General features: G+C 34.8%; 23 protein-coding genes. 9 read left to right on the top strand and 14 right to left on the bottom strand.

The features are described from left to right. Nucleotides 1–2: 2 nt before the first annotated feature. Nucleotides 3–413 (bottom strand): Fur family transcriptional regulator, encoded by a 411-nt coding sequence (locus tag BW936_RS04030; RefSeq protein WP_076547025.1) that lies wholly within the window; start codon nucleotides 411–413, stop codon nucleotides 3–5. A 187-nt stretch (nucleotides 414–600) separates the two neighbouring features. Continuing rightward, nucleotides 601–1,224, bottom strand: a complete 624-nt coding sequence (locus BW936_RS04025) for an N-acetylmuramoyl-L-alanine amidase family protein (protein WP_076547024.1) — start codon at nucleotides 1,222–1,224, stop codon at nucleotides 601–603. 189 nt (nucleotides 1,225–1,413) lie between these two features. Between BW936_RS04025 and BW936_RS04020 the strand changes: the two genes are divergently transcribed. The 9 genes from BW936_RS04020 to BW936_RS03980 are packed head-to-tail and all read left to right on the top strand — an operon-like array spanning nucleotide 1,414 to nucleotide 8,649. Continuing rightward, nucleotides 1,414–1,701 (top strand): hypothetical protein, encoded by a 288-nt coding sequence (locus BW936_RS04020; RefSeq protein ID WP_073243663.1) that lies wholly within the window; start codon nucleotides 1,414–1,416, stop codon nucleotides 1,699–1,701. A gap of 2 nt (nucleotides 1,702–1,703) precedes the next feature. Then, nucleotides 1,704–1,988: a hypothetical protein gene (locus BW936_RS04015; protein ID WP_076547023.1), complete on the top strand. Its 285-nt coding sequence runs from the start codon at nucleotides 1,704–1,706 to the stop codon at nucleotides 1,986–1,988. Then, complete coding sequence (locus BW936_RS04010) at nucleotides 1,975–4,377, top strand: TraG family conjugative transposon ATPase (protein WP_076547022.1); 2,403 nt, start codon at nucleotides 1,975–1,977, stop codon at nucleotides 4,375–4,377. Before BW936_RS04015 ends, BW936_RS04010 begins: the two co-directional genes overlap by 14 nt. A 4-nt stretch (nucleotides 4,378–4,381) precedes the next feature. Beyond that, complete coding sequence (locus BW936_RS04005) at nucleotides 4,382–4,969, top strand: conjugal transfer protein (RefSeq protein WP_076547021.1); 588 nt, start codon at nucleotides 4,382–4,384, stop codon at nucleotides 4,967–4,969. 2 nt (nucleotides 4,970–4,971) lie between these two features. After that, a complete protein-coding gene (locus BW936_RS04000; protein WP_076547020.1) occupies nucleotides 4,972–5,814 on the top strand; it encodes a hypothetical protein in 843 nt (280 codons plus the stop codon). Between the two features lie 21 nt (nucleotides 5,815–5,835). Next, nucleotides 5,836–6,450 (top strand): conjugal transfer protein TraK, encoded by a 615-nt coding sequence (locus tag BW936_RS03995; protein WP_076547019.1) that lies wholly within the window; start codon nucleotides 5,836–5,838, stop codon nucleotides 6,448–6,450. A 32-nt stretch (nucleotides 6,451–6,482) separates the two neighbouring features. Further along, entirely contained in the window at nucleotides 6,483–7,412 is a 930-nt protein-coding gene (gene traM / locus BW936_RS03990; RefSeq protein ID WP_076547018.1) for a conjugative transposon protein TraM, read from the top strand. A 30-nt stretch (nucleotides 7,413–7,442) separates the two neighbouring features. Continuing rightward, nucleotides 7,443–8,279 (top strand): DUF4138 domain-containing protein, encoded by an 837-nt coding sequence (locus tag BW936_RS03985; protein ID WP_076547017.1) that lies wholly within the window; start codon nucleotides 7,443–7,445, stop codon nucleotides 8,277–8,279. A gap of 7 nt (nucleotides 8,280–8,286) precedes the next feature. Beyond that, nucleotides 8,287–8,649 (top strand): hypothetical protein, encoded by a 363-nt coding sequence (locus BW936_RS03980; RefSeq protein ID WP_076547016.1) that lies wholly within the window; start codon nucleotides 8,287–8,289, stop codon nucleotides 8,647–8,649. Between the two features lie 20 nt (nucleotides 8,650–8,669). Here the strand turns inward: BW936_RS03980 and BW936_RS03975 are convergent, their stop codons facing one another. The 12 genes from BW936_RS03975 to BW936_RS03920 all read right to left on the bottom strand — a co-directional run bounded on the left by BW936_RS03975 (nucleotide 8,670) and on the right by BW936_RS03920 (nucleotide 23,513). Next, nucleotides 8,670–10,037 carry an RNA-binding domain-containing protein gene (locus BW936_RS03975; RefSeq protein WP_076547015.1) on the bottom strand — a complete coding sequence of 456 codons (1,368 nt, stop codon included), beginning with the start codon at nucleotides 10,035–10,037 and terminating at the stop codon, nucleotides 8,670–8,672. Nucleotides 10,038–10,212: 175 nt separating this feature from the next. Next, nucleotides 10,213–13,062, bottom strand: coding sequence for a type I restriction endonuclease subunit R (locus BW936_RS03970; protein ID WP_076547014.1), 2,850 nt, complete (start codon nucleotides 13,060–13,062; stop codon nucleotides 10,213–10,215). Further along, nucleotides 13,059–14,090, bottom strand: coding sequence for an abortive infection family protein (locus BW936_RS03965; RefSeq protein ID WP_076547013.1), 1,032 nt, complete (start codon nucleotides 14,088–14,090; stop codon nucleotides 13,059–13,061). Before BW936_RS03965 ends, BW936_RS03970 begins: the two co-directional genes overlap by 4 nt. Nucleotides 14,091–14,092: 2 nt before the next feature. Next, a complete protein-coding gene (locus BW936_RS03960) occupies nucleotides 14,093–15,331 on the bottom strand; it encodes a restriction endonuclease subunit S (protein WP_076547012.1) in 1,239 nt (412 codons plus the stop codon). Next, nucleotides 15,321–16,913, bottom strand: a complete 1,593-nt coding sequence (locus BW936_RS03955) for a type I restriction-modification system subunit M (RefSeq protein WP_076547011.1) — start codon at nucleotides 16,911–16,913, stop codon at nucleotides 15,321–15,323. Before BW936_RS03955 ends, BW936_RS03960 begins: the two co-directional genes overlap by 11 nt. Nucleotides 16,914–16,994: 81 nt before the next feature. Then, a complete protein-coding gene (locus BW936_RS03950) occupies nucleotides 16,995–18,950 on the bottom strand; it encodes an ATP-binding protein (protein ID WP_076547010.1) in 1,956 nt (651 codons plus the stop codon). 111 nt (nucleotides 18,951–19,061) lie between these two features. After that, nucleotides 19,062–20,642, bottom strand: coding sequence for a type IV secretory system conjugative DNA transfer family protein (locus BW936_RS03945; protein WP_076547009.1), 1,581 nt, complete (start codon nucleotides 20,640–20,642; stop codon nucleotides 19,062–19,064). Between the two features lie 5 nt (nucleotides 20,643–20,647). Continuing rightward, nucleotides 20,648–21,679 (bottom strand): MobB family relaxase, encoded by a 1,032-nt coding sequence (gene mobB / locus BW936_RS03940; protein WP_076547008.1) that lies wholly within the window; start codon nucleotides 21,677–21,679, stop codon nucleotides 20,648–20,650. Nucleotides 21,680–21,689: 10 nt separating this feature from the next. Beyond that, a complete protein-coding gene (locus tag BW936_RS03935; RefSeq protein ID WP_076547007.1) occupies nucleotides 21,690–22,070 on the bottom strand; it encodes a BfmA/BtgA family mobilization protein in 381 nt (126 codons plus the stop codon). 431 nt (nucleotides 22,071–22,501) lie between these two features. Then, nucleotides 22,502–22,699 (bottom strand): hypothetical protein, encoded by a 198-nt coding sequence (locus BW936_RS03930; protein ID WP_076547006.1) that lies wholly within the window; start codon nucleotides 22,697–22,699, stop codon nucleotides 22,502–22,504. Between the two features lie 11 nt (nucleotides 22,700–22,710). Then, on the bottom strand, nucleotides 22,711–23,091 hold the full coding sequence (locus tag BW936_RS03925) for a DUF6876 family protein (protein WP_076547005.1): 381 nt from the start codon (nucleotides 23,089–23,091) through the stop codon (nucleotides 22,711–22,713). A gap of 77 nt (nucleotides 23,092–23,168) precedes the next feature. Next, nucleotides 23,169–23,513: a single-stranded DNA-binding protein gene (locus BW936_RS03920; protein ID WP_076547004.1), complete on the bottom strand. Its 345-nt coding sequence runs from the start codon at nucleotides 23,511–23,513 to the stop codon at nucleotides 23,169–23,171. Between the last annotated feature and the right edge of the window lie 346 nt (nucleotides 23,514–23,859).

The raw sequence follows: 23,859 nt of genomic DNA, 5'->3' as shown, positions 1-23,859 counted from the left end.
GATTATTTGTTGCAATTGTCGCATAAACCTTTTACAACCATATTTGCCTGTTGTAATTTGAAGTTTTCAGGAAGTTGAATTTTGGGAATGGGAACATCAAAAAGGCAGAATGTTTTATCACAGTTTGTACAATAAAAATGATAGTGCAAATCTTTTGGGTCGCAGTTACAACCTTCTGCACAAACTGCGTATTTTGTCATTCCTGAACCATCTTCGATGCTGTGAATAATCTTGTTTTCCTCAAATGTCTTTAGTGTCCGAAAAATAGAACTTCTGTCTGTGTAGGCTAATGCGTTTTCAATGTCCTTTAATGATTGAGCTTTTTCTAGGCTTAATAGATGACGTAAAACCACAGTTCGGACTGCGGTATTTTTTACCTTTTTTATTTTTAGAATTTCTTCTTCGGTTTGCATTTTCCTAATGTATCATTTTTTTTGAGATTTCTTAAAAATGAAAAGCCTTTTTCATAATCCAACGAGCTTTTAGTGTTTCCAAAGCCCAGTAACTAATATTTTAATCTCTAATAAAGTTTTTAAGAGTATATTCTTTATACTCATTATCACTTCCGTAAACATTTCTTTCATAATCTCATTTTTTAATTTATAATTTCTTTAAAATTGATAGTGCAATGGCGAGCACATTTTCTTTTCTCATTAAATACTGAGCTTCATCTACATTGCTTAAAAAACCCAATTCCATCAGTATCGCAGGACAATACTCTGTCGTTTCCCTCAGCACCTGAAAGTTGGCAAACTTCATACCTCTACTTTCATAGCCTATTGTTTTACAAAGGGCTCTTTCAATTTTATAGCCTGCAAATACCGATTCCTTCGAGTACCTTTCTTGTTTTCTCAAAGCATAAACCTCAATACCCCTTGCATTTGGATTATCGGAATGATTACAATGTAAAGACACAAACAAATCAGCTTTTAAAGTTTTTGCCAGCTTCGTTCTATCCGATAAGGAAATTAAGGTGTCTTTATACCTGGTCAAATAAATATCAAGAGGTTTATCCAATTGATTATTAAGATTTAAAATGGCGTTTGCAATATCCAATACAACCTCTTTTTCTTGGATGCCATTTATGCCTATGGCGCCAGCATCTTTTCCACCGTGTCCAACGTCAATTAAAATTCGTTTTTGAGCAGTTGGTTCTTGACCAAAAACGATGCACATTTTAAGAACCAAAATCACAAAACTGACGTTTTTCAGCACTTTTTTCATTTTCAATTTTCAGGTTATCAACAATTTTCCTTCAAAAATTCATAGAATTTGATGCCAAATAATAGCAATTAAATTCAATTGAATTCAAATAATATTTTATTCACAAATATTTGATTTTCAGTTATTTATACGCAAATATATGTAAATTTCAGAAAGAGAAAATGAATAAAAAATCTAAACAGTTTTATTATGAAAAAATCAATCTACTTAGCAACTTTTTTATCGTTGCTCTCAACATCGCTTTTTGCTCAAATTGGTGGTATTGAAGATTCAGTTAATGATGTTGGCGACACTATCAGAACTATTTTTCCGATTTTATTAGGTGTCATTTTCCTAGTTGGCTTTCTGTTTAATGCAGGACATTTCTTTGGGGAAAATGCAGACCTTAAAAAAGGAATTACTAGAGTACTAGTATTTGTTTTGATTGCTGGTGCAGTAGTCGGCATCTTCACATACTTAATCGGAATCGTAGTGTAACTATGAAGAAGTTTGAGGTCTATAAAAACATCAGGAAACGGGCGGTCATTTTTGGGTTGCCTATTTCCTTGTTTGCATTAATGATGGTTGCGATTCTTGCTTCGTTATTAATCATCATTTTTTCATTCAGTTTCTTAATGATAATAGGTGTTATGGTTTTTAATGCAGCCTTATACATCGCTCTTACAAGGATGGCTAATAATCCACAACTTTTTCAAACAGCTAAAGCCTTCCCTAAAATAATAAGTAACAAAAGAAATTCTGGCTTCGATTATGAACAAGATTAATCTTTCAGCATATAACCCTATTACGGATATTCAAGACAATATCATATTTGCCAATAATGGCAATGTCGTCCTATGCTATGAAGGAACACTACCAGAAATTTATTCACTATCCGAAAAAGACTTTGAGGACATACACGGTGCTTGGTTTCAGGCCTTGAAATCATTGCCTATTGGAACGGTAGTGCAAAAACAAGATGTATATCTTAAAAAAACATACACTTCAGAAGCACTTCCCAATACAACGTTTTTAGAAAAAGCAACACACGACCACTTTAAAGGGCGTGAGTATATGGAACATCGTTGCTTTTTATTCTTTACGCTTACTAAAAACAAAGCGCTGAATAATTCAAAATATGTCAATCCCTTCCGCAAAGTTTCCAAAGGAATTGTACAACAATTAGATGACAACGTTACGAGCTTCATCGGTGCTGTTAGTGATTCCGTTTCCTTTATAAACAATAGCCGTAAAATGACCTTTGTTTCGCTCAACGCTCGCGACATACAGCAGTTGACCAATGGCTATTTCAATGGCTTTAATGATGGATTTGATACTGATATCATATTAGATAAAAAAAGCGTCAATATTGGCGAAAACCATTTTGATGCCCTTGCCATCAATAGCGAACTGTGCTTTGGCGAAAGTGTACAGAGTAGCAAGACCAATGAGAAATTCACTTCTGACGATTTTGTATTTCATCAAGGGTTTATTGATGGCTTAGGGCTTACGCTTAACGAAAATCATATTGTCAACCAAATCCTTTATTTGGATGACAAACAGAAGTGGCGCAAGCTGCTCGATAAGAAAGTTGAAGAACTCAACAAAAGTTCCAACTTCGGTTCACAGAATAAAGTAGTCCTCGGTAAAATTCAGCACATACTAGACCAAATCAATGCGGATGATAATGCCCGTATTATTCGTGGTCATTTAAACATAGTATACTGGGATAAGAATCCAGAAAACTTAAGTAGAATCGGTTCTAAAATAAAGACCGAATTTAAGGAACTGGATATCATTCCATACTATCCTAGAGGTGAGGAACGGAAGAACTATATACTAAATAGTTATTGCTGTTTTTCTTCCAATTTTTCAAATAACGATTTATATGTAACAGATTTAAAACACGCACTTTGCCTGTTTATTAATAACACCAATTACAATTCAGATGCTACCGGAATCATCTTTAATGATAGAGAACATAATGTTCCTGTTCTAAAGGATGTTTGGGACGAGCGCAAGAAGCGCATCAAGGCACGAAACTTTGCCATTTTTGCCCCAACAGGCGAAGGCAAGTCGTTTTTAGCCAATAATATTCTACGTCAATATTTTGAAAGTGGTGTCCGTCTGGTCATCATCGACTTGGGTGGTTCTTACACCAAATTCGCAAAGCTTTATCCTGAAAAATATACCGTGCTTCGTTATGAAAGTGGAAAGAACTTAGGCATTAATCCTTTTTACATCAGCGATGTAAAAGATTTGACGCCTGAACGGTTGGAAGATTTGTCCGTTTTCCTGTTTGAACTGTTTGCTTCAGATTTAAAAGTGACCAAGACACAATCTGTTTCCGTCAAAAAAATATTACGTCACTATTACGATAGCTTATCAGAGCATCATTCCCTCGAAGGTTTTTACAACTTTATAGAAAGGAATCAAGAAAAACTTCTTGATGACCTAAAAATCCATCCCGACTATTTCAATGTCACGAGTTTTTTGCATGTAATGTCAGAATACGTCGGCGATGGTCTATACAGTTTCCTTTTTGAAGTTAGCGAAGACCAGACCTATAAAATTGAAGACAAACGATTGATTGTTTTTGAACTTGATGAAGTCAAGGATAACAAAGAAATCTTGTCCGTAATGTTGAAACTGATTAAGTCTGCCATCCAAAGAACCATTTGGAAAAACAGAGCTGAAAAAGGCATCATCTTATTCGATGAGTTCGCCAAACAACTAAAGTTTGATAACGTTTTGGAAAGTGTTGAATTCTACTATCAAGCCATTCGTAAACAGAATGGTGCGATTGGGATTATTCTTCAATCTATTAATCAGCTTCCAAATAATTCAACATCAGCCAGTATACTAGAAAATACGCAGGTCATTTATAGCCTGAACAACGAAAAAGGATATGACGAATTGGTCAAACGACTCAATCTATCTAGCCACGATTTAAACCAATTAAAGTCCATCAAAAACAATCTTTCCGGTCCACGAAAGTATACCGAAATGTTCATCAAAATAGGAAAGGAAAGCAACATTTTTAGGCTTGAAGTTCCGAAGGAAGTATATGCAGCCTACCTAACCGATGGACTGGAAAACGAGGAAATAATGAAGCTCTACAATGAGCATCATAATATGGAAAAAGCAATAATTCAATTCACATCTAAAACATAATATTATGAAGACAAAAATCAAAACATTCGTATTCGGGCTAATCTTCACGATTGCCATTTTATTGCCTAGCGGTGCAACCGCTCAGGGAATGCCAACTTATGACAATACCAATTTTATCAGTTTGGTAAAACAACTCGTAGAATCAGGTAAGCAGACAGCTCAAATGATTAAGTCTGTAAAATTCCTAAAAGATGCGAAAGAGGCAATCGAGAAAGTATCAAGTGTTGTCCAACAACTTAGGGCAGTTGAAGAAATAGCAGCCAACAATCAACGCCTTATCAATGTAATGCAAAACGACTTACAGGATATTTTAAACTCGCCTTACATCAAACCCGAGGAAGTTACACGGGTTGCGGAATCATTTAATGCCATAGTCCAAAATTCTTTGGACACCGTTGACTTTATGGGCGAAATCTTATCTAGTGATAATCTAAAAATGTCGGATGCTGAACGTGCTGAAGTTTTAAAGGAAAAAGAGCTGGAATCAAAGCAAATGGTTTCCAATATCCAGACAAAAACGAAACGCTACAGAGATATTATTTCCTTCAGAAAAATGCAGGATAAAGTAAATAACAGAGAAACAGAATACTAAAAATGACCGCAGCCATATTTTTAGGGATTGGGCTAGAATACATCGATGCGGTGTTTCAAACCATACAGAACAGCAGTTTTTCGCAATACACTATTGCCGGAATGAAAACGCTTGCTGTTCTGTTCTTTTTAATCAATATCCTTAAAAAATATAATGAAGGTATTGCGGATAAAGATGGTTACACTTGGGGATTGAGTCCTGGGGACTTGATGAAGAATTTTGCAATTGTTCTTCTGGTCATATTTTCCACACAAGTACTCGGTTTCTTTGATAGTATCTTAGTTTCCATAGAAGCGCAATATCGTGGCACAGCACCAGCATTATTGCCCTTACAGATGCAGGATATTCCCATTGAAGAGGACGTTAGTATCATTGAGGTTGCACAAGCTGCTATGACGCTATTATATGAAGCTTTAGTAACACCACTCTACGGATTTAAAATATTTGCATTCATCATTAGCCTTTTTCTTTGGATTTTAGATTTGTTCATTTATCCACTTTTCTTAGCAGAACGTTATTTTCTATTGGGCATAATGCAAGCCTTTTTCCCATTGGTTATAAGCTTGGCAGTTTTTGAAAAGTTCCGTTCGCTTGCCTATACCTTTTTCAAATTGTACGCTGCGGTTTATATGTTGGTGCCGGCATTCTTTTTGGTCAATGTGTTTGTAAATGCCCTCTATACGGAAATCAATACTAATTTCTGGACAAACCTTTTTGGAACTGATGTTGGCCAGGGCTTTTTTGCACCTGTGGTGCAGCTTGGGTCAGTTGGTTTTATTGTTTTTCTCAAATTCAAACTATACAAACGCGCCACCTCGTTTACCCTCAGATTATTTACTGCCTAAGGCAGATTAAAAATTTAAAATATGAAAACACCGTACCAGAATATATACAACGTCCTAAAGTTGAACAGGCTTATCGTGTTGGCAGTTGTCATTTTTGCGATGCTCTCTAGTACCTTTTCATTATGGATGGCATTCAAGACAAATAAAGAAGCTCTTAATAGTGCCTTTGCCATCAATACTGATGGTAGCATTATTCCGCTGAAGCTCGTTACCCAAAAAGAAAATTTTAGGGTTGAAGCTTTGGCACATTTAGACCTGTTCCACAACTACTTCTATAACATTGATGCCAGTAATTATGAACGCAATCTTGAAAAGGCACTTTGGTTGGGGAATAGTTCTTTAGATAATTTATATCGCCAGAAAAAGGCAGATGGTGTCTATAACCGATTGCTACAATACTCGCTAGTTCAGAAAGTGCTGAACATAGACTCACAAATCGAAGAACAAAACGGAACATATGTCTTTAGAACTGTTACCGTATTTGAAATAAATAGAGGTTCAATAATAGACACTTATGAACTTGTTTCTAGTGGAAACTTAATTCCAGTAGACCGAAACTTTCCAAACAATCCGCACGGATTGTTGATTACAAACTATTTCGAGAACACCTTAAAAAAATTAAACGATGAAAATTGAGCCGATAATTGGCAATTAAAAAAACCACGATTATGAAAGTAGAAAAGAATAAAATAGTATTTGCAGCGGTATTAGTCGTGATTTTCATATTCCTAATTTCCTATTCTATGATGGTTATGGGCGATGATAAAAGTGAAAATGAAAATCTTGAACAGACTTTAGTGCCAGATTTAGATGAAAACCAAAAAGAGTATGATTCTAAACTGGATGCTATCAATGATTTAAAAGAAGTGCGTGAAAATAATGCGCCTAGCATCTACGATGAAAAATTTTTGGATTCAACAGGTCTTTACAATCCTGATCTACCAGAACAGAAAAAGAAACGTATCGTAGATAGTATTTACGAGGCTGGCAAAATTCAATATTCCGAAAAGCGACACCAGAGCTTTGGGCAAAAGAAAATCACTCAAAATACTGCACAGCAAATAGACTCAGCCGATATCAAAAGAGAACAAAAAATAGAAACTAAAGAATTGGGCTTGGAACATCAACTGTTCTTTGCTGCTTCGCCGAAACCAAACGAAGTTTCGATTATTGGCAATACAGATGAAACCATTTATGTGGTTGTCGATGGCGACCAAATTGTGAAAGCAAATACCAGATTGCGAATGCGCCTTACCAAAGCTGCAACAATCAATAAAAAATTGATGCCAAAGAACACACCAGTTTTTGGATTTATAAGCTTTCAGCCCAATCGAGCTTTAATTGAAATTGAAAATATAAAGCATCATCCCACCAAACTCAAAGCCTTCGATTTATCGGATGGTAGTGAGGGCATCTATGTACAAAACAACTTTCGGGCAGAAGTTACTACCGAAGTTATAGATGATATTATTGGCGACATCAATATACCTACTGTTCCACAAGTAGGCGGAATTACAAAAGTGTTCAGACGTAACAATCGAAACATAAAAGTAACCGTATTGAACAATTACAGATTAATTCTAAAACCTAAGTTATAAGCCCATATTGGGCATTTAAAACGCACTTTTATGAAAAAGTATATTATTATTTCAGCTCTCATTATTTCCGCTTTCGCGAAAGCTAACGCACAAGAAACACAAGTACTTGATACCATTTACGCAAACGACACTAAAAACGTTGCACTATTTTTTCCAGAACCTATTCGCCAAGGTGTAACTGGTTCGGATAATTTTGTCTTTACCTACAATCGTGAAAAAGAACAATATTTCGGATTACTTCAGGCAACCCCTGGGAAAGAAAGTAATTTACTGATAATCAATAGAAATGGTGCGATTTTTTCGTATATTGTAAGATATAGAAAGCAGCTATCGAAGCTCAATTATTTCGTATCACAATCAAGTAGTATAGGCAATGAAAAACCTATCATCATTGACACTACCGAAGTAACTGAAGTTGAAAATTTAGTAGATAACAGCACATTTTACTACACAAAATTCTCCTCTTATCTTCTTGAAAGAAAGCAACGAATAGGTACGATACAAAAACGAAATGAAAGCATCGTTTTGAGTGTTGAGAATATAGTTTTTGATAAGGAAGAACTCTACTTTGTTATCCAGATTGAGAATAAATCGAGTTTGGATTACGACTTAAATTTCTTAAATCTCTCGCTAGAAACAAGACAAAAAGGCAAAAGGAAATCGTTACAAAAGCTGTTTCAAGAAACCATTTTTAAGCACAACGTACCGTCTAGAATAGCAGCTGGTAAAGTTGCAAGATTAGTATATGTAATGCCTAAATTTTCAATAAGTAATGACCGTAGATTAGTGGTTGAGCTGAATGAGAAAAATGGGGAAAGGGATTTAAAATTGAAGGTATCGCATAAGTATATCAATAACCCAAATTAAAATTGTTATGAAAAAAATCGTCATTTGCTCACTCGTACTTTTATTCATTTCTTGTTCAGGAAACAAGAATATGTCTCATACAGAAACCGCACAAATTGTTGCCGAAAGTTTTTTCTCTAAGGATGAATCTGCACTAAAAAAACATACTACATCAGAAGGCTATGCCAGTTTAATTACGGTTCAAAATATGTTGCCAGATTCCGATAATGAAATCAAAGTAGAAATTTTAGATGAAGCCATTGATGGGGAAATTGCCTGGGTAAAATACAGCACGACCTATGACGGGAAATCTGGTATTTTCAAATTGGTAAAAGAAAATGACCAATGGAAAGTGACTAGCAAAGGGCCTAGGGAAAAAGGGCCGTTTTAAAAGAACTCTATTTTAAATATTTAGTTTTCGTCGAGATTGATTTTCCAATAGCCTCGTGTATCGCCTTGGCGTACCAAAAAACCTTTATTCTTGATAGCTGTAATATGTTTGCCAACAGCAGATTCATTAATACTTAAAACTTCGGCTATTTCATTATAGGTTATTGAAGGATTTGTAGCAATAAGTTTAAGCACTTCTTTTTGTCTTTTAGTTAGAGCCTCAGTTGAATCAATTACACCACCTATTGCACCACCTATTACACCACCTTCTTGACCACCCTTTACACCACCTATTTGACCACCTTCTTCAACAACAGCTTCTTTAGCAATAAAAGTCATTCTTAGGAAATTATCAGAAAAACTAAAACTTTCTTTTCCGTAATGTCCTAAAATACGAGGTATACCAGAACCCAATTGCTCAACCAGTTCCAAATCCTTATAAATACGCATTAGTTCTTTGTTACGTGGGACTGAAAAACCTTCAAAAAATTCTTGCTTGCTCAATCCTTCCGGCAGACTACCTGCCGAAGTGATTTCAATTCTATCACTAAAGATTTCAAATTTTGGTGTTATCTCATTCGTGTAGTCATTATGGACAAAGGCATTAATGATTGCCTCGCGCAACGCAATGGGATTCCAAAGATTAGCCTGTTGCCTTTCTTTCGATGTGATTTTTGTTGTAGTTCTGTTCTCAACTGCAATTTTATCTATTACTTGTTTAGTAGCTTTTACCAAACATTCGTGACCGTATTCGTTGCTTTCTATTAAGTCTGTTCGGGTTATGCCAGAATACTTAGCAACCTTAATAGAGATATTGTTTTTATCTGCCAAAAGATAGGCGGCATAATTGAACGCGCCATCTTCAGTCAGTAATTCTAAATTCTTTGAAAATGCTTTGCCGAGGGTATATCCCGATTCCTCGTAGTAAATTTTCAACTGGCTAAAGCTCAAATCCTGTCGACTAGCTCTAATTTTACTAATGGAATTTCGGGTACGTTTAGCAAACAGCTCATCAATCATTTTTTGTGGCATCGGTTCGGCTGCTGAACCTAAACGAACGAAACATCCCTTTTCACTCATCCCATATTTTTTAAGATGATATGGTTTTTCTGGACCGCTGGCCACAATGATTTTTAGAATGTCATTGCCATCTTTTTCTTCACTCACAATATCGAACAAACCAAGTGCTGAAGGACGGATATTATTTTTAAGTCTATCCTTAATTTTCAATTGGTCGCCATCAGCATCTGCTAAACCATAAGTATTCCCTTCCTTGTCAATACCTATATATAGAATGCCACCTTCGCGGTAGTTCAGAAAAGCTATGACCTCTTTTTCAAGTCCATCGGTAAGCTCTCGTTTATATTCTATACGGTTTGTTTCGGACATTAATTCAAATAAAATCGGATAGTAAAGATAATAATATTAAGTTGTGGAAAATGATTTTGCAATTTTCTGATGCCTTCAAAATAATTAAATTCTACATAGATACATTGTAGCTTTCATTTGTTTGAAAATCTTATTTTCTCTTTACTTAGATATTACAAAATTATGAGGAAGCTTTTTATGGTCTCGTTATTCCACTAATAAATGTTTCCACGAATCCGATTATTTTTTCCGTTACTCTTTCCGCTATTGTTTTCCTTTCCTTTAAGCTTGGTTTTTCATTCAACATTCCAATAATTTCGTCTCGCAATGGTTTCTTTTCGGTAAATAAATAATTCCCGATAACTTCTTGCAGCTTTTCGGAATTCAGGTTCTCTTCGTTACTTAAATTTTCAATTGCTGACAGCCTTTCTATACTCCAATAGTTCGCAAACTCGTCTGGCACATTGTCCGAATCCTCTATATGTGGTAAGTTTTCTTGAATAAATCGCTCGATTAATTCTCGTTTACTACGCATTTGTGCATCTCCTGCCAATAATTCCAAAATCGCTTTTTTCTGTCTGTCTTGCTCTTCTGCGTCTGCATCTTTCAGTTTTGCCAACAACTTTAAAATGTAGGTAACGTTGATTTCATCTCTATGGATTAATTCTAATTCAAAGTCCACATCTTGAAGAATAGAAACTTTCTCTTTTAAATGAGCCGATTTTGCTTTGTCATAAAGGTCAAGATATTTGGATTTGTAATCTTCAAAATTTTGCTCGTCCATTGACAGGTCAACAAAATCAAATTCGGTAAAGGTTGCCAATACATTTTTTAAACGCATTAACTCTCTAAACGCTTTTATGAATTCTAATTCTTCTTCTTCGCTCGGAAGGTCGTTTACGCTGTTTACTGTTGGTGCAATTTGTAACAATGCAATAAATGCCTGATTAAATTTTGCAACGTATTCTTCATAAGGTTGCATTATGATTTCATCTTTCGCATTGATGTTTGAAAAAAGTGAAATTGCTTCGTCTGTCGCACCTTTTAGGTTTCTAAAACAAACAATATTTCCTTGCGATTTTAATTCGTTTAAAATTCGATTTGTTCGAGAATATGCTTGAATTAATCCGTGATATTTAAGGTTTTTGTCAACATAAAGCGTGTTCAATGACTTACTGTCAAATCCTGTTAGAAACATATTAACGACTAACAGAACGTCAATTTGTTTGTGCTTAACTCGCTTTGCAACGTCATTGTAATAGTTGTAAAAACTCTTACTGTCTTTTGTAGTAAAATTTGTGCTAAACTGTTTGTTGTAATGACCAATAAAGTCTTCGAGATAATCTCTTGAATGTTGGTTGCCATATTCTGCTTGTGGTTCGGCAGCCATTAAAAATTCATCATCGATAAAACTGCCAACTGCATCTTTATCGTCCTCGTTTGATTGATATGAAAATATGGTTGCTAAACGTAAATTATGGTTTCCTTCTTCCTTTTTCTGATGAAATAATTTATAATATTCGATTAATGTATCAATACCGGAAACAGCAAAAATGCTCGTAAATTCTCTACTATGCGTTTTACGATTATGATTGGTAATAATGTAGTCGGTAATGTTGTTTAAACGCTCTGGTGCGTTCATTACTTCAGCTTCATCAATGGCTTCTACATCAATATCTAAAATATGGTCTTTCTTTTTAAAAGTGCTTATATATTCGATTGAGAATTTTAAAACGTTTTCATCTCGTATCGCATCTGTAATAACATATTTGTGAAGAATTTTATCGAAAAGCATTGACGTTGTTCGCTTTCCAAATTCATTTGTTCCTGCATTTTTTTCAAAAATCGGTGTTCCTGTAAAACCGAACATTTGGCAATTAGTAAAGAAGTTTTTAATGTCTTCGTGAGTTTTGCCGAATTGAGAACGATGACACTCGTCAAATATGAAAACAATACGTTTGTCATTGAGCGTTTCCATTCTGCTCAAATATCTTTTTTTGCTAATTGCAGTATTTAATTTCTGTATAGTTGTAACAATCAGTTTATTGTCTCCAACCATTTGTTTTACAAGTGTATTTGTGTTATTTGTTCCGTCAATACTGCCTTTACTAAAACTATTAAATTCTTTGGTTGTTTGGTAGTCTAAATCTCTGCGGTCAACAACAAAAACAACTTTATGGACATTTGGTAAGTTGGTTAAAATTTGAGCGGTTTTAAAAGAAGTCAACGTTTTTCCTGAACCGGTTGTATGCCAAATGTAACCGTATTTTGTTGTGCTTTTTACTCGCTCAATAATTGCTTCTACTGCATAAAATTGGTATGGACGAAGCACCATCAATATTTTTTGTGATTCGTTAAGCACCACATATTTACAAATCATTTTTGAAATGTGGCAAGGCTCTAAAAAAACATCGGTAAAAGTTGCAAGTTGTGTATTCAGTTTGTTTTCTACATCGCTCCAATAAAATGTTTGTTTAAAAGAACGTGCTTTTATTGGACTGTTAGCGTAATATTTTGAGTTTACGCCATTACTGATTACAAAAATTTGAATGAACTGAAACAAGCCGTGTCCTGCCCAATAAGAATGACGTTCATATCTGTTGGTTTGGTTAAATGCTTCTTTTAATTCTAAACCTCTTCTTTTCAGTTCAATTTGAACCAAAGGCAAGCCGTTTATTAAAATGGTAACATCATAACGGTTTTTGTATTTTCCTTCCATAGTTACCTGTTGGGTAACTTGAAATTCGTTTTGACACCAATGAATTTGATTGATTAGTTCAACCGTTTTATGTTCGCCTTTGTCATTTGTATATGGAACACGGTCTCGCAAAATCTTTGCACGTTCAAATACATTGCCCTTATTTATGAAATTCAGAATTTGTTTGAAATCACTATCGCAAAGGGTAGTTTTATTATGAATTTCTAATTGACTTTTAAGGTTAGCCAATAAGTCTTTTTCTTCTTTGATAACCACTTTTTTATAGCCCAATTTCTCTAATTGGACAACCAAGTTGTTTTCTAATATTTGTTCTGGTTGTGTGGTCATTCTTCTTCCTCTGTCGTATTTTTTAATTTATCAGCAAAAGCGGTAATTTTATCAGTTAATGGAACAATTATCTTTGCTTTATCCTTTAATGCTGGTTTTTCATTCATTGCCATTGCAACATCATCTCTCAAAGGTTTTTTGTCGCTAAACAAATAGTCGGTTATCAGATTTTTTAGTTCTCCTGTTTTTAGATTTTCAGTTTCGGCAAATGTTGACACTTTCTCTGTGGTCTGTTCAACCCAAAAAGAGGCTTCATCAAAGGTGTTTACCAATTTTTTTATTTCTTCTTTTGGCTTTTCGACTTCAACTACTGCTTTTTCAGGCACTTCAGTTTCTATTGGTTTTTCTTCTTCAACTTCTTCTTCTGTTTCATCTGTTTTCAAAAACTCGTCTGAATATCTACTTTCATATTCGTCATAATCATTTTCGTAAAGAAGCTGACTATATTTTGCTTTCTTAATTGGAAAGTCGGTACTGTCATCAAGCCAAATGTTGTATTCTTCCATTTTTTCGTCATCATAATCGATTCTTCCTGTTTTTGGAATGTCGATTTGAAAGAGAATTTTGAGCATAAAGGAAACTATGCTATCCGTTAAATTGATGACGAACAAGGCAAATTCAGAAGTACTAATTATTTCATTTGGCTTTGGAATGAATTTACCGTGTGATATTTCGCCTCTATCATTCCTTATATTAATGATGGTGTCCACCAATTCTCTTGATTTAGATAGAAATTCGGTTTCCTTACCAATCAACGATTGGTCATATTTTGAAATTAGTTTTATAGCTTTGTCAAACAGTTTTAATGCCTTTACGCCATCAACTAACTTGTTGTTTTTGTTATAGTTGCTATCAAGCGTAATCAATATTGTTTTAGAAACCCCTTCAATTAATGATTTACAGCAATCGATGGTAACGTCAGGTTTTTTGTTTACCGATTCTTCCGCTATTTCAATTATAGAAAAATAGTATTCAAATTCTTTAAAAGAACTACTGTTTGCTATTATGACTGCTCTCGTTTTTTCCATAACTACACAAACATTTTTTGCAAAAGTCCTTGTTTAAATAAAATGGAATCTTCTATTTGAACACCTACCTTTTCTATAGACTTGTCAATAGAAATTAGAAAGTTGGCAATCTTTACTTGTTCATCTTTTTTAGGGAAATCAAATTTGATTTTCACTAACTCTAATTTCGACATATTGAAGCGAGTACTACCCTGAGCTAATTTGATTACCTTTCTTCTCACATTTTCACTCCTAAAAAAGAATTGAGAAAATTCAGGAACTAATTCATCTAAAGAGTTCGGTCTATATCCAAAACAAAAACTGTTTAAATAAACTTCATCAACTTCAACAGTTAGAACTGATGAAGTTCCTATTTCATTTGGTGTTTCGGATGATGTTGTGAAAAACACATCTCCGAGTTGAGCTTTACTCTGATTTTCTCCATCTTCAATTTTTACCAATCCAAACTGTGATGTGTCAATTTGAGAATTACTGAATATTTGCATATATTGGATATAGGGTTTTCCTTCTCCAAAATCTACTTTTGTTTTGCCTGTTAATCCATTGAATGTTTCTCCTAATTCGCCTAATTTCTTTTCTTCCCAATCTGGAAAATCACTACCGTCATCTTTTTTAAAGCGAATAGTACGGGCAAACAATTTTTGCATTACGCCTTTTTTGTAATGCTCTAATTCAGCTTTCTTTTTTTCTAATATTTTAATGCGTTTGTCAATAGACATTAGAAAAGCGGAAATTTTGGTTTGTTCGTCTGGACTTGGAATATTGACGTTTAAAGAAGCTAATTGACTTGAATACAAATGCACAACTGAAATACCTTGTGCAAGTCTTGCTATTTTATATTTTTTAGCGTTGTTTAAGTAATAAGATAAAAACACACCATCAGTTTCAGATTTAATAATGTTTAAGTCTCCACTCAATGCAACGCCTGCCTTCAAAACACAAGACGCTGTTGCTATATCAATTTGAGTTTCGCCTGATGCTGGTATTATAACATCATTTGCATCACTCAAAACAAGACTGTCAATATCAAGGTTGGTTTTAGATTTTATTTCTGAAATTACTTCTGAGTAAACTGTATATAATTCGCCATATCTGATGCATTCCGTTGCACCATTTTCGTCAATATCAGCCTTTGAAATCCCTTTACCTTTGCTGAAAGTTGCAATTGAGCCGAGTTTATCAGAATTCCATTGGTCTGTAAACTCAGGAAATCTTAATGCTGGTATTACATTATTCTCCATCTTCTTCTACTTTAAATGGTGGTATAATACCTAAATCATTGCAAAAACTAATAATTTCGCTGTTCACATCTTCAAGGTCATTATCATAATTTATTAAGCGTTCGGTTACCTCGTTTAAAACAATATCTTCCTCTTCCTCAAAAGTGTCTACATACCTTGGAATGTTAAGGTTATAATCATTTTCATCTATTTCATTCAAGGTTGCTACATAAGAGTATTTTTCTTTAGTTTCCCTTGTACGATACGTATTTATAATTTCCTCTACATCTTCATCACGTAGTTCATTTTGGTTACCATTTTTAAAATAGTGGTCTTCTCCGCTGGCATCAATAAAGACAATATTATCATCCACTTCTCTACATTTTTTAAACACCAAAATACAGGTAGGAATAGATGTTCCGTAAAATATGTTTACAGGCAAACCAATAACGGCATCTAAATAATTGAGTTCTTTAATCAAATATTTACGTATTACGCCTTCGGCAGCTCCTCTATAAAGAACTCCGTGCGGCACTACGGTTGCCATAATTCCGTTGTCTGCCAATTGATGTATCATATGCGTGATAAAGGCATAATCTGCTTTTGTTTTTGGTGCTAATCGTCCATATTGGCTAAACCTTTCATCTGTGCTGTTTAATGGGTTTTTATCACTTTTCCAATGTGCCGAAAATGGCGGATTGGCAACTACAGCTTCAAAACGCTTTTCGAGATGTTGCGGATTTTCCAACGTATCTTCTTGCTCGATACTGAATTCACGAAAATGTATGTCGTGCAATATCATATTCATTCGAGCCAAGTTGTACGTAGTACGGTTCAGTTCTTGACCATAAAATTCGCCCACATCTTCTACCTCTCGTGCAACACGAAGCAATAATGAACCCGAACCGCAGGTTGGGTCATATACTGATTTTAGTTTTGTTTTTCCTGTGGTTACAATTTTGGCTAATATTTTGGAAACTTGCTGGGGCGTATAAAATTCGCCTGCGGATTTTCCTGCTCCTGCTGCAAATTTTGCGATAAGATATTCGTATGCATCTCCTAAAACGTCCGCATCAATATCTTCCAATTTGAAGTCGATTTTGTCGAGATGATTTAAGATTTTTACAATTACTTCGTTTCTTGCTCCAACTGTTCTACCAATTTTCGTGGAAGTCAAATCCAAGTCCTCAAACAAAGCGTTGAAATCTTCTTCAGATTCAGTTCCCATTGTGCTTTGCTCAATGTGGTTCATTACCGCTTGCAAGTCCTCGATAATGTAATTACTTTCACTTTCCGTATCGGAATTTCCTTTTTTCGCTAATTCAGAAAATAATTCTTTCGGTTGTAAAAAGTAACCTAACTTTAAAAGCGATTCCTCTCTAATGGCTTCAAGTGTTTCGGTGTCAGTTACTTCTTTGTAATCGGTTACTTCTTCTCCTAAAAGTAGTTGGGTTGCATACAGATATTGCTTCTCGCTCAGGTACTTATAAAAGATAAAACCGAGAATGTAGTCTCGGTAGTCGTCTGCACTTATCTTTCCTCTTAGTAGGTTGGCTATTCCCCAAAGTTGTGTTTCTAATTTCCTTTTTTGGTCTTCTGACATATTATATTTTGTTCCTTTTTTTTCATTCGTATGTGTGCGTTGGCTAAAATAGCTCTTTTGGTTTCTTTTATAACTAGCTTTTTAGAGTTGGTTTGGCAGATACTCGCTATATTTTGATTTCAAATAATCCAAATTTTGCTTGTTATCCATTAAATTTAGGTTCAATTTATCCTTTATAAATTCATACCTAGTTCTAGCTTCATTAAAAATATGACCCCAAGTTAAAACGTAAACATCATATAAATCTGTAGCTACTACGTGTCCATATTTTCTATCAGTTTGTTCTAATTCTGGTTCAATATCTGGCTTAACATCTTTAGTTATTAAAAGGAATTTCCATTTCGTTTTTTCTTTAGGAAATCTTTTATCATTACATATTCTAGATGCATAAAGTTTTATTTGCATAAGTTCTTCAACTCCAGCATCAACTTTAGGTTTTTTTAATTCAATTATCAAATTGGTTTTGTGTCCTGGAAGCCCTTGCGGGAATTGTCTCCAAAGGCAAACATCTGGAATAATTTTTAATTCAGTATTGGGTTCGCTCGTTACAATTTCTTCGAAATCTGTTCTACCTAAATGTTTCAAGTATTCTTTTAAAACATTTTTGAGTGTAATATCATCTACTCCATAAGTATATTCGTCTCCGAATAACCAAGTTTCGTTAACTAAAATTTTATGTAAATGTTTTCTTTCTAAAACATTTTTGTTTAATACTTTATTATAAATTAATTCCTCCAGACCATTAATAAAGCGTAACCTATTCTTAATCTCTGTCATTGTATCTATAATACTTGACAATGAAGTTTCTTCTAAAATCTCAACAAGTTCTTCCCTTTTTTCATCCGGCAATTCAATTACCTCTGTTAAAATTCTTTGAAGAGAAGAAGAATCTTTCTCTAATGCTTCTTTGATTAGTGAAAGAGTGAACTTTTTACTTTTATCATCTTGATTTTCAAAGTCTGGTAAGTATTCATTTACTTGAAGAGCTACTATATCAAATACTTGTCGTTTGCTTTCCTCTACAAGTGAATCAGCATTTTCTTTGTATGGATAAAGGCCTTTTGATTTTAATTCATTAATGAATTCTCCCGAATATAAATGAAGTCGTTTTCTAACATATTCACGGGCGAATTTTTTAGCTTCTCCATAAGCACCTTGTAGAATATCATCAAAATTCTCTAAATCAATTAGATTTTCTCTATGTAGTTTTTCTACATAAAGTGATTGTATAAAAATTGAAATAGGAATTGTTGACCGAATACCAAGATTTAATTCTTTGAATGGAACTCCTTTGGTGTTACATAAATATGTTTTCTTTTTTATGTCAAAACTCCATTCTATTACTTTGATTACAAAACGGTATGATAATTCTCCATCCTCTACGAGGAAATCTGTTTCATCCGTATTTTTTATTAAAGACTCAAATTCTAGTTTATTACCATTAAAATATATATTGAAATCAGAATAGTTTATCCAGTAGGAAGCAAATTTTTGTTCTATTTCCTTTCTGAATTTTACATCTAGAGCTTGATTTACATTTTCTTGATTTACATTTTGAATCTCAACTTTAAAACCTGTTTCCGTATTTCCATTTGGAAGTGTTTTTAAATCACTAAAGTTTGAATGAGATAAATTATTGCGGTCAAACGTAACTGTAAATTCCTTTAATGATTCTCCATTTTGATAAACACTCGTGAATTTTACTAAATCTCCTAATGCAAGCGATTTATATCTTCCTTTTCCTTCCTTTCCGTGATAATGTCGTCCGCTTGGACTTGTGTTTTTAAGTTTCTTTTCGGAACCGCCTAATCTACCAAATACGTCTTGAGCTCTTGCATATTCAATTCCAAGTCCGTTATCAATAACCGTAAGATTTTCATATCCGCCGAGTTTGTTTTTAACGTATTCGATTTTAATTTCTGTTGAGTCGGCATCAAGAGAATTCCATATAAGTTCTGAAATTGCTGTTATTCCACTCGCTCTAGTTAAAGATTCGATATGGTCTTGCTCAACTCCAACGTCAATTATTTTTGGCATATTCTATGTTTTTTCAGCTTGCACATAATTCGTTTTATAAATGCTCAATATAATATTATCCAATCAGTTTAATATAGAAAAAAGAACTTTTCCTCGTCTTGTTAGTATTTGTTAATCAAATATTGACCGCGCCTCATCATAAACCCGTTCAAAATTAGTCTCAAAATCAGCTTTAGAAAACTGTTTCGATTCCTTTGGTAACTCTCTTTGGATATCTGCCAATTTGAATTGAACTTTCTTATCCTTCCCATCAGCATACGTAATGAACTCGCCCTGTTTCAGTCTAAAAAACACATCAGCTCTTATTTTGGGAATTTCCTTTTCGCCTGTAGTAATTCGTGTGTCAAAATCTAAGTTATGCCCACGACTTATACTTTTGGTTGGGTCTTTTATGATTTCAAAAAAACGTTCGTAATATTTGGCGGTGTCCGGGTCGTTGACTTTGCCAAAAAACTGATAGGATAGATTACTTAAAATCGCTTTACTTGCCTTGTCGCCATACATCATATCGTTCTGTATTTTATCCTGCATCACATAAATCGTTGAGATGTTATAACTACGTAATGTTGCTGGAATGCGGTGCATATTCAAAAGTCGTATGGTAGGCGCTTCTTCCATTAAAAGAAATGATGGTTTTGAGTTTCTCACGCTCATTTGCTTGGTGATGGTATGAATAATGGTAGCGATGACGGGTGAATACGAAGTTTCAAATTTAGGGTTGTTGACTATTGAAATGACCGCTGGATTATCTTCGCTATTGATATTCAATGGCACTTCGTCTGCGGATAATGCCATAAAAATCCGCTGTGTGCTTATTCGTTTTAGCGCATTGGCCAGAGTGCTTTTCACACCTGCGGTCTGCCGTTCGGAATCCTTGCCAGAAATAAAAGCATCCGCCATTGCCCTTGAGGTAGTATTCGTTTCCAGAAATTGGATAAGACTATCGGTATCTAGATATTGGTAAACGGCAATTAAATGTGGAAGTGTGCAATACTTAGGGTAGTCGGTTTTCAATTTCCAAATCAATCCACCAATCAATCCTTCCGCAGCATCGTTAAAGAATTTTGTTGTGCCAGTTGTTCCACTTTCTCTTTGTTCCAAAAGGTTTTCAATCAGTACCCGTGAGACTTCGTTTACGCTTTCCTCGTTCTCTAAATAGCATGGCGCGATAGGATTTACCCTGTGGATGATTTTATCAAAGGAAATGACCTTAAACGGAATATCGCTATCCTTGAAAAGAGGATAAGCCATTTCGGTCAGTTCAAAATCCTTGTAGTCGTGAATGATTCCGCAAAAGCCTTCTTTCTGGAAGTGTTTCAGAAATCCGTAAACGACACTTTCGGTTTTTCCGCTTCCGGCGGATCCGATGACGGATGCGCCACGTTTGATATTATCCAATTTGAAATTTCCTTGGGTAGTAGCAAAATTGACTTGGTATTTACTATCGCCATTTTTTGGACTTTTGGTTTTATGTAGAAAAACATACAGTCCAATATTAATTAGCATTAGAGGACAAACCAAATATAGCAAAATGGACATAAGTTCATTTCCTTCGGACAAATAGAACACGAGAACTGAAAGCAGTATGCTATTTAAAAGAAACGCATATTTTGATATCCGAAACATTGCATAGAAAACAGTACTGGTTAAACCAATAATTGAAAGTGTCGTTATGATATTATCTATCTGCATACCTCTTAGATTCCGATGGAACTTGATTTAATTGTTATTTCTGCACCACGTCTTAAACGTTTGAAAACCCGAAGCGCGATTTGTGCCTGACTTACAGGAATACTTGGAATGACTGGTAATCCTGTTTTTGTAATCATTTTGAAAGCCAATGCCTTTTCATTTGCCGGTAGTTTCATCAATGCGGCAAAATAGAGATTAGGATTTTTTACAAAGGTTTTTTTAGCTCTGTAGGTCTCTGCGTAATTGCGCTTATATCCAAACGTCTTATCAAATGTTTTTTCCGCTTTCGCGAAAAATGTATCTCTATCAAAACCACGCTTAACTTTTTTTCCGTGCATTTCAACTTCCGAAGCTTTGTGTTTACTACCAGGCGAAAGACTAACAGAATTGGAAACATCTTTTCTGCTCACGATGATATGGATATGACTTTGGTTTCCCGATTTAGGCATTCCCTGGACTATCCGTTTTCCGTTTAATTGATGTGGTGCATTCCGTTCCAGATTGGCAATTTCCTTTTTCATCTTTTTAATATTTCCGTCGGCTCGTCCTTCTTGAATATTTCGGATATCTGTTTTTAGCTGAAGTATTTTTGTGGCGAAAGGTTGGTTCTCTTTTACCTGAATATCCGTTCCTTTAAATTTTCGTTGGTGTTCAATTTTTGCGTAGTATTTTATATCGTTGACTGTAATAGGTCGCCCATTAATTTCCCGATTGAAACTGGCAACATAATCCTTCATCAGCTCACGAGTGTAGGTCTTTAAATCTTGACTATTGTTCTGAAGTTTTCGTAATTCATACTTTGACGGGCTTACGGTAATCGAATAAAACTTGGGTTCTTTCTTTTTCAATTTTGCGGTGTTTCCATCAATTTCTTTGACTACTTCTTCAGCGGAAATTTCATCGCCATATTGGTTAAAAAAATGTTCTACATCCTGTTGTTCCAACCCTTGATTTTCTTTCTCTAGATAGCCTACAAAATCCGCCGAACTTTGACTATAAGTGCCACCTAATTTTTGGGGTGTTATTGTGATGTACATAGTTCAAAAATTAGAGTTCGTTATTCTGATTCTGCTTTTCCTGAAAGCTCACTTTAGGTTTTTGTTCGGCATATTTCTTTTCTACAATCAACGGTTTCTTGGTTGGTTCTTTTGTTTCAAAAAGTGATTGAATCATAGCTACCGTAGGTTTGGTCTGTGTCTTTTCCACGTCTCGCATTATGGCTATAACTGCATTGATTCTTTTTAATAGTTTTGCTTCGATGGTTCGCCCTGTCGGACCTAATTTTTCCTTTGGCGATATTTCATTATAGAAGAAAAAATCCAGCATCGTGGACATTGCCTCGGTGTGCGATTTGAAGTAAGTGCGTGAGAAACTTTGGAAGCGTTTTGCAGTTTCCTTTTTAAATCTAATTCCAATAAATGAGTCCATATTTCGCCGATTTGTCGCAAAATCTTCCCTAAAAATGGGCGTTTACAGCCCGTTTGTCGCAAATCGCTGATTGTCAGGAAATTAAAATATATTCAAATCGCTGGTAATCAGCTATTTGAAAACGAAAAGGAATCCGAAACATCGCGCAGCGTGTTACCCTCTTGCTATTCCTTTTCGTTCGCCACAGGCGAACAAAAATCCATACAATCCAGCTCAAAAAGCTGATTGCCATTTTCAGGGAAAATGTTTTCCGATATGTTATTTTTCGATGTGTACGGTTATCAGCGAAAGTCGAAAAGTGGATAACCCTACTTTAATTTGTGTGCTGTATTTCCAGCGATATAAATATACGTTTTTTTATTGACTTGATATAAATTGCATACAAAAACACCTCTAAAATTAGAGGTGCTTATTTGTATCGGTTTTGAAAATTATGGATTGAAAATGTATTTATAAGAATACAAATTTCGCATTGCTTCTTCCTCAATCATCGTTTCAAAACAGGTATAATTTTCCTTAACGTATTTGCGAATACTATCCCCAAATTTTCGTTCCACATCTTTTTTAGAATTTTCTAAAAGTCGGTTCTGAGCTTCTTCGCTCAAGTCTGTAAAATTGAGATATACCATAGCTTAATATTTTAATATTCGCTAGGTAACATCAGCGTATTATTTACAAAAAATAACCGCAGTTCGTCGAGTGGAAAATCGGTTACACGATAGGTGTGTTTTTCTAAAATATTATCGTTGCCATCTGTATAAATAATTTCAGCTTCATAACCTGTAAAATCCTGTTTTTCTTCGGACAATCTTTTGAAGTCTATGGTTACAAATTCGCTTCGGTTCATCAAACTTTTTGCGATTACGGACGTGTCCGTAATGAGCCAAAAACATTCGGCTACTTCGGATAAATATTTCAATCCGTCGGTAAATCGGGTTCTTAAAAGTGGAATTTGATAAAAGAAATTAGTGCCACTAAATGTCTGTAAATTTTCTTTGATTTCATTAACTTGTGCTTTCATTGTTTTGCTTTTTTAAATTAGTGAATAATGAAAAAGAGGGCGCATCTTTCGACGGTTACGCCCTCTTTATTTTTAGATTACTTGTCGCCTTTACTTCCTAGTAAAAGGATTTCATCGGCTACAACTTCCGTTACATAGCGTTGGTTGCCATCATCGGTGGTGTAGGTTCGGGTCTTTAGTTTTCCCGTAATTCCTACTTCTTTCCCTTTCTCGACAAACTTTTCCACAATTTCGGCAGTCTTGCCCCAAGCGACAACGGTATGCCAATTGGTGTCCGTTTGCTTTTCGCCTTTGGCATCTTTGTAATACTCGTTCGTGGCTAACGAAAAACGGGCTACTTTCTTACCGCTTTCAAGGTTCGTAATGGTTGGCTCTTGTCCAACGTTTCCAATCAATTGTACGTGATTTCTAATAGTACTCATAGTAAAATATTTAAGTGATTTATATTTCCCCTATTGATTTAAAACAGATTAAATTTTAAGGGGTGTTTGTTCTTTTCTTACGTGCACCGCACAATGGATAGAGTGGGTTTTGTCAAGACTTTTAGGGAACAAATCAGGTGTGTTTGCGACGTAGTAAATCCGCCTTTTTCGGCGGATTTCAAGGAAGTAGAAACCTTATTTTTCACTAAAACTCTGTATAGTCTTGACAAGTTCCATAAGGGTATTAGCAATTCTTTTAAACGCAGTTGCGTTTGAGCGTACCGACAGTTAAGCGAAATAAGTGGCTGTGTTTAATCTAGAATTGGTTATGCTCTGCCTGTTTTTC

The organism is Maribacter ulvicola (genome assembly GCF_900155985.1).
Lineage (GTDB): Bacteria > Bacteroidota > Bacteroidia > Flavobacteriales > Flavobacteriaceae > Maribacter > Maribacter ulvicola.
This window is presented reverse-complemented; position numbering and strand designations above follow the sequence as displayed.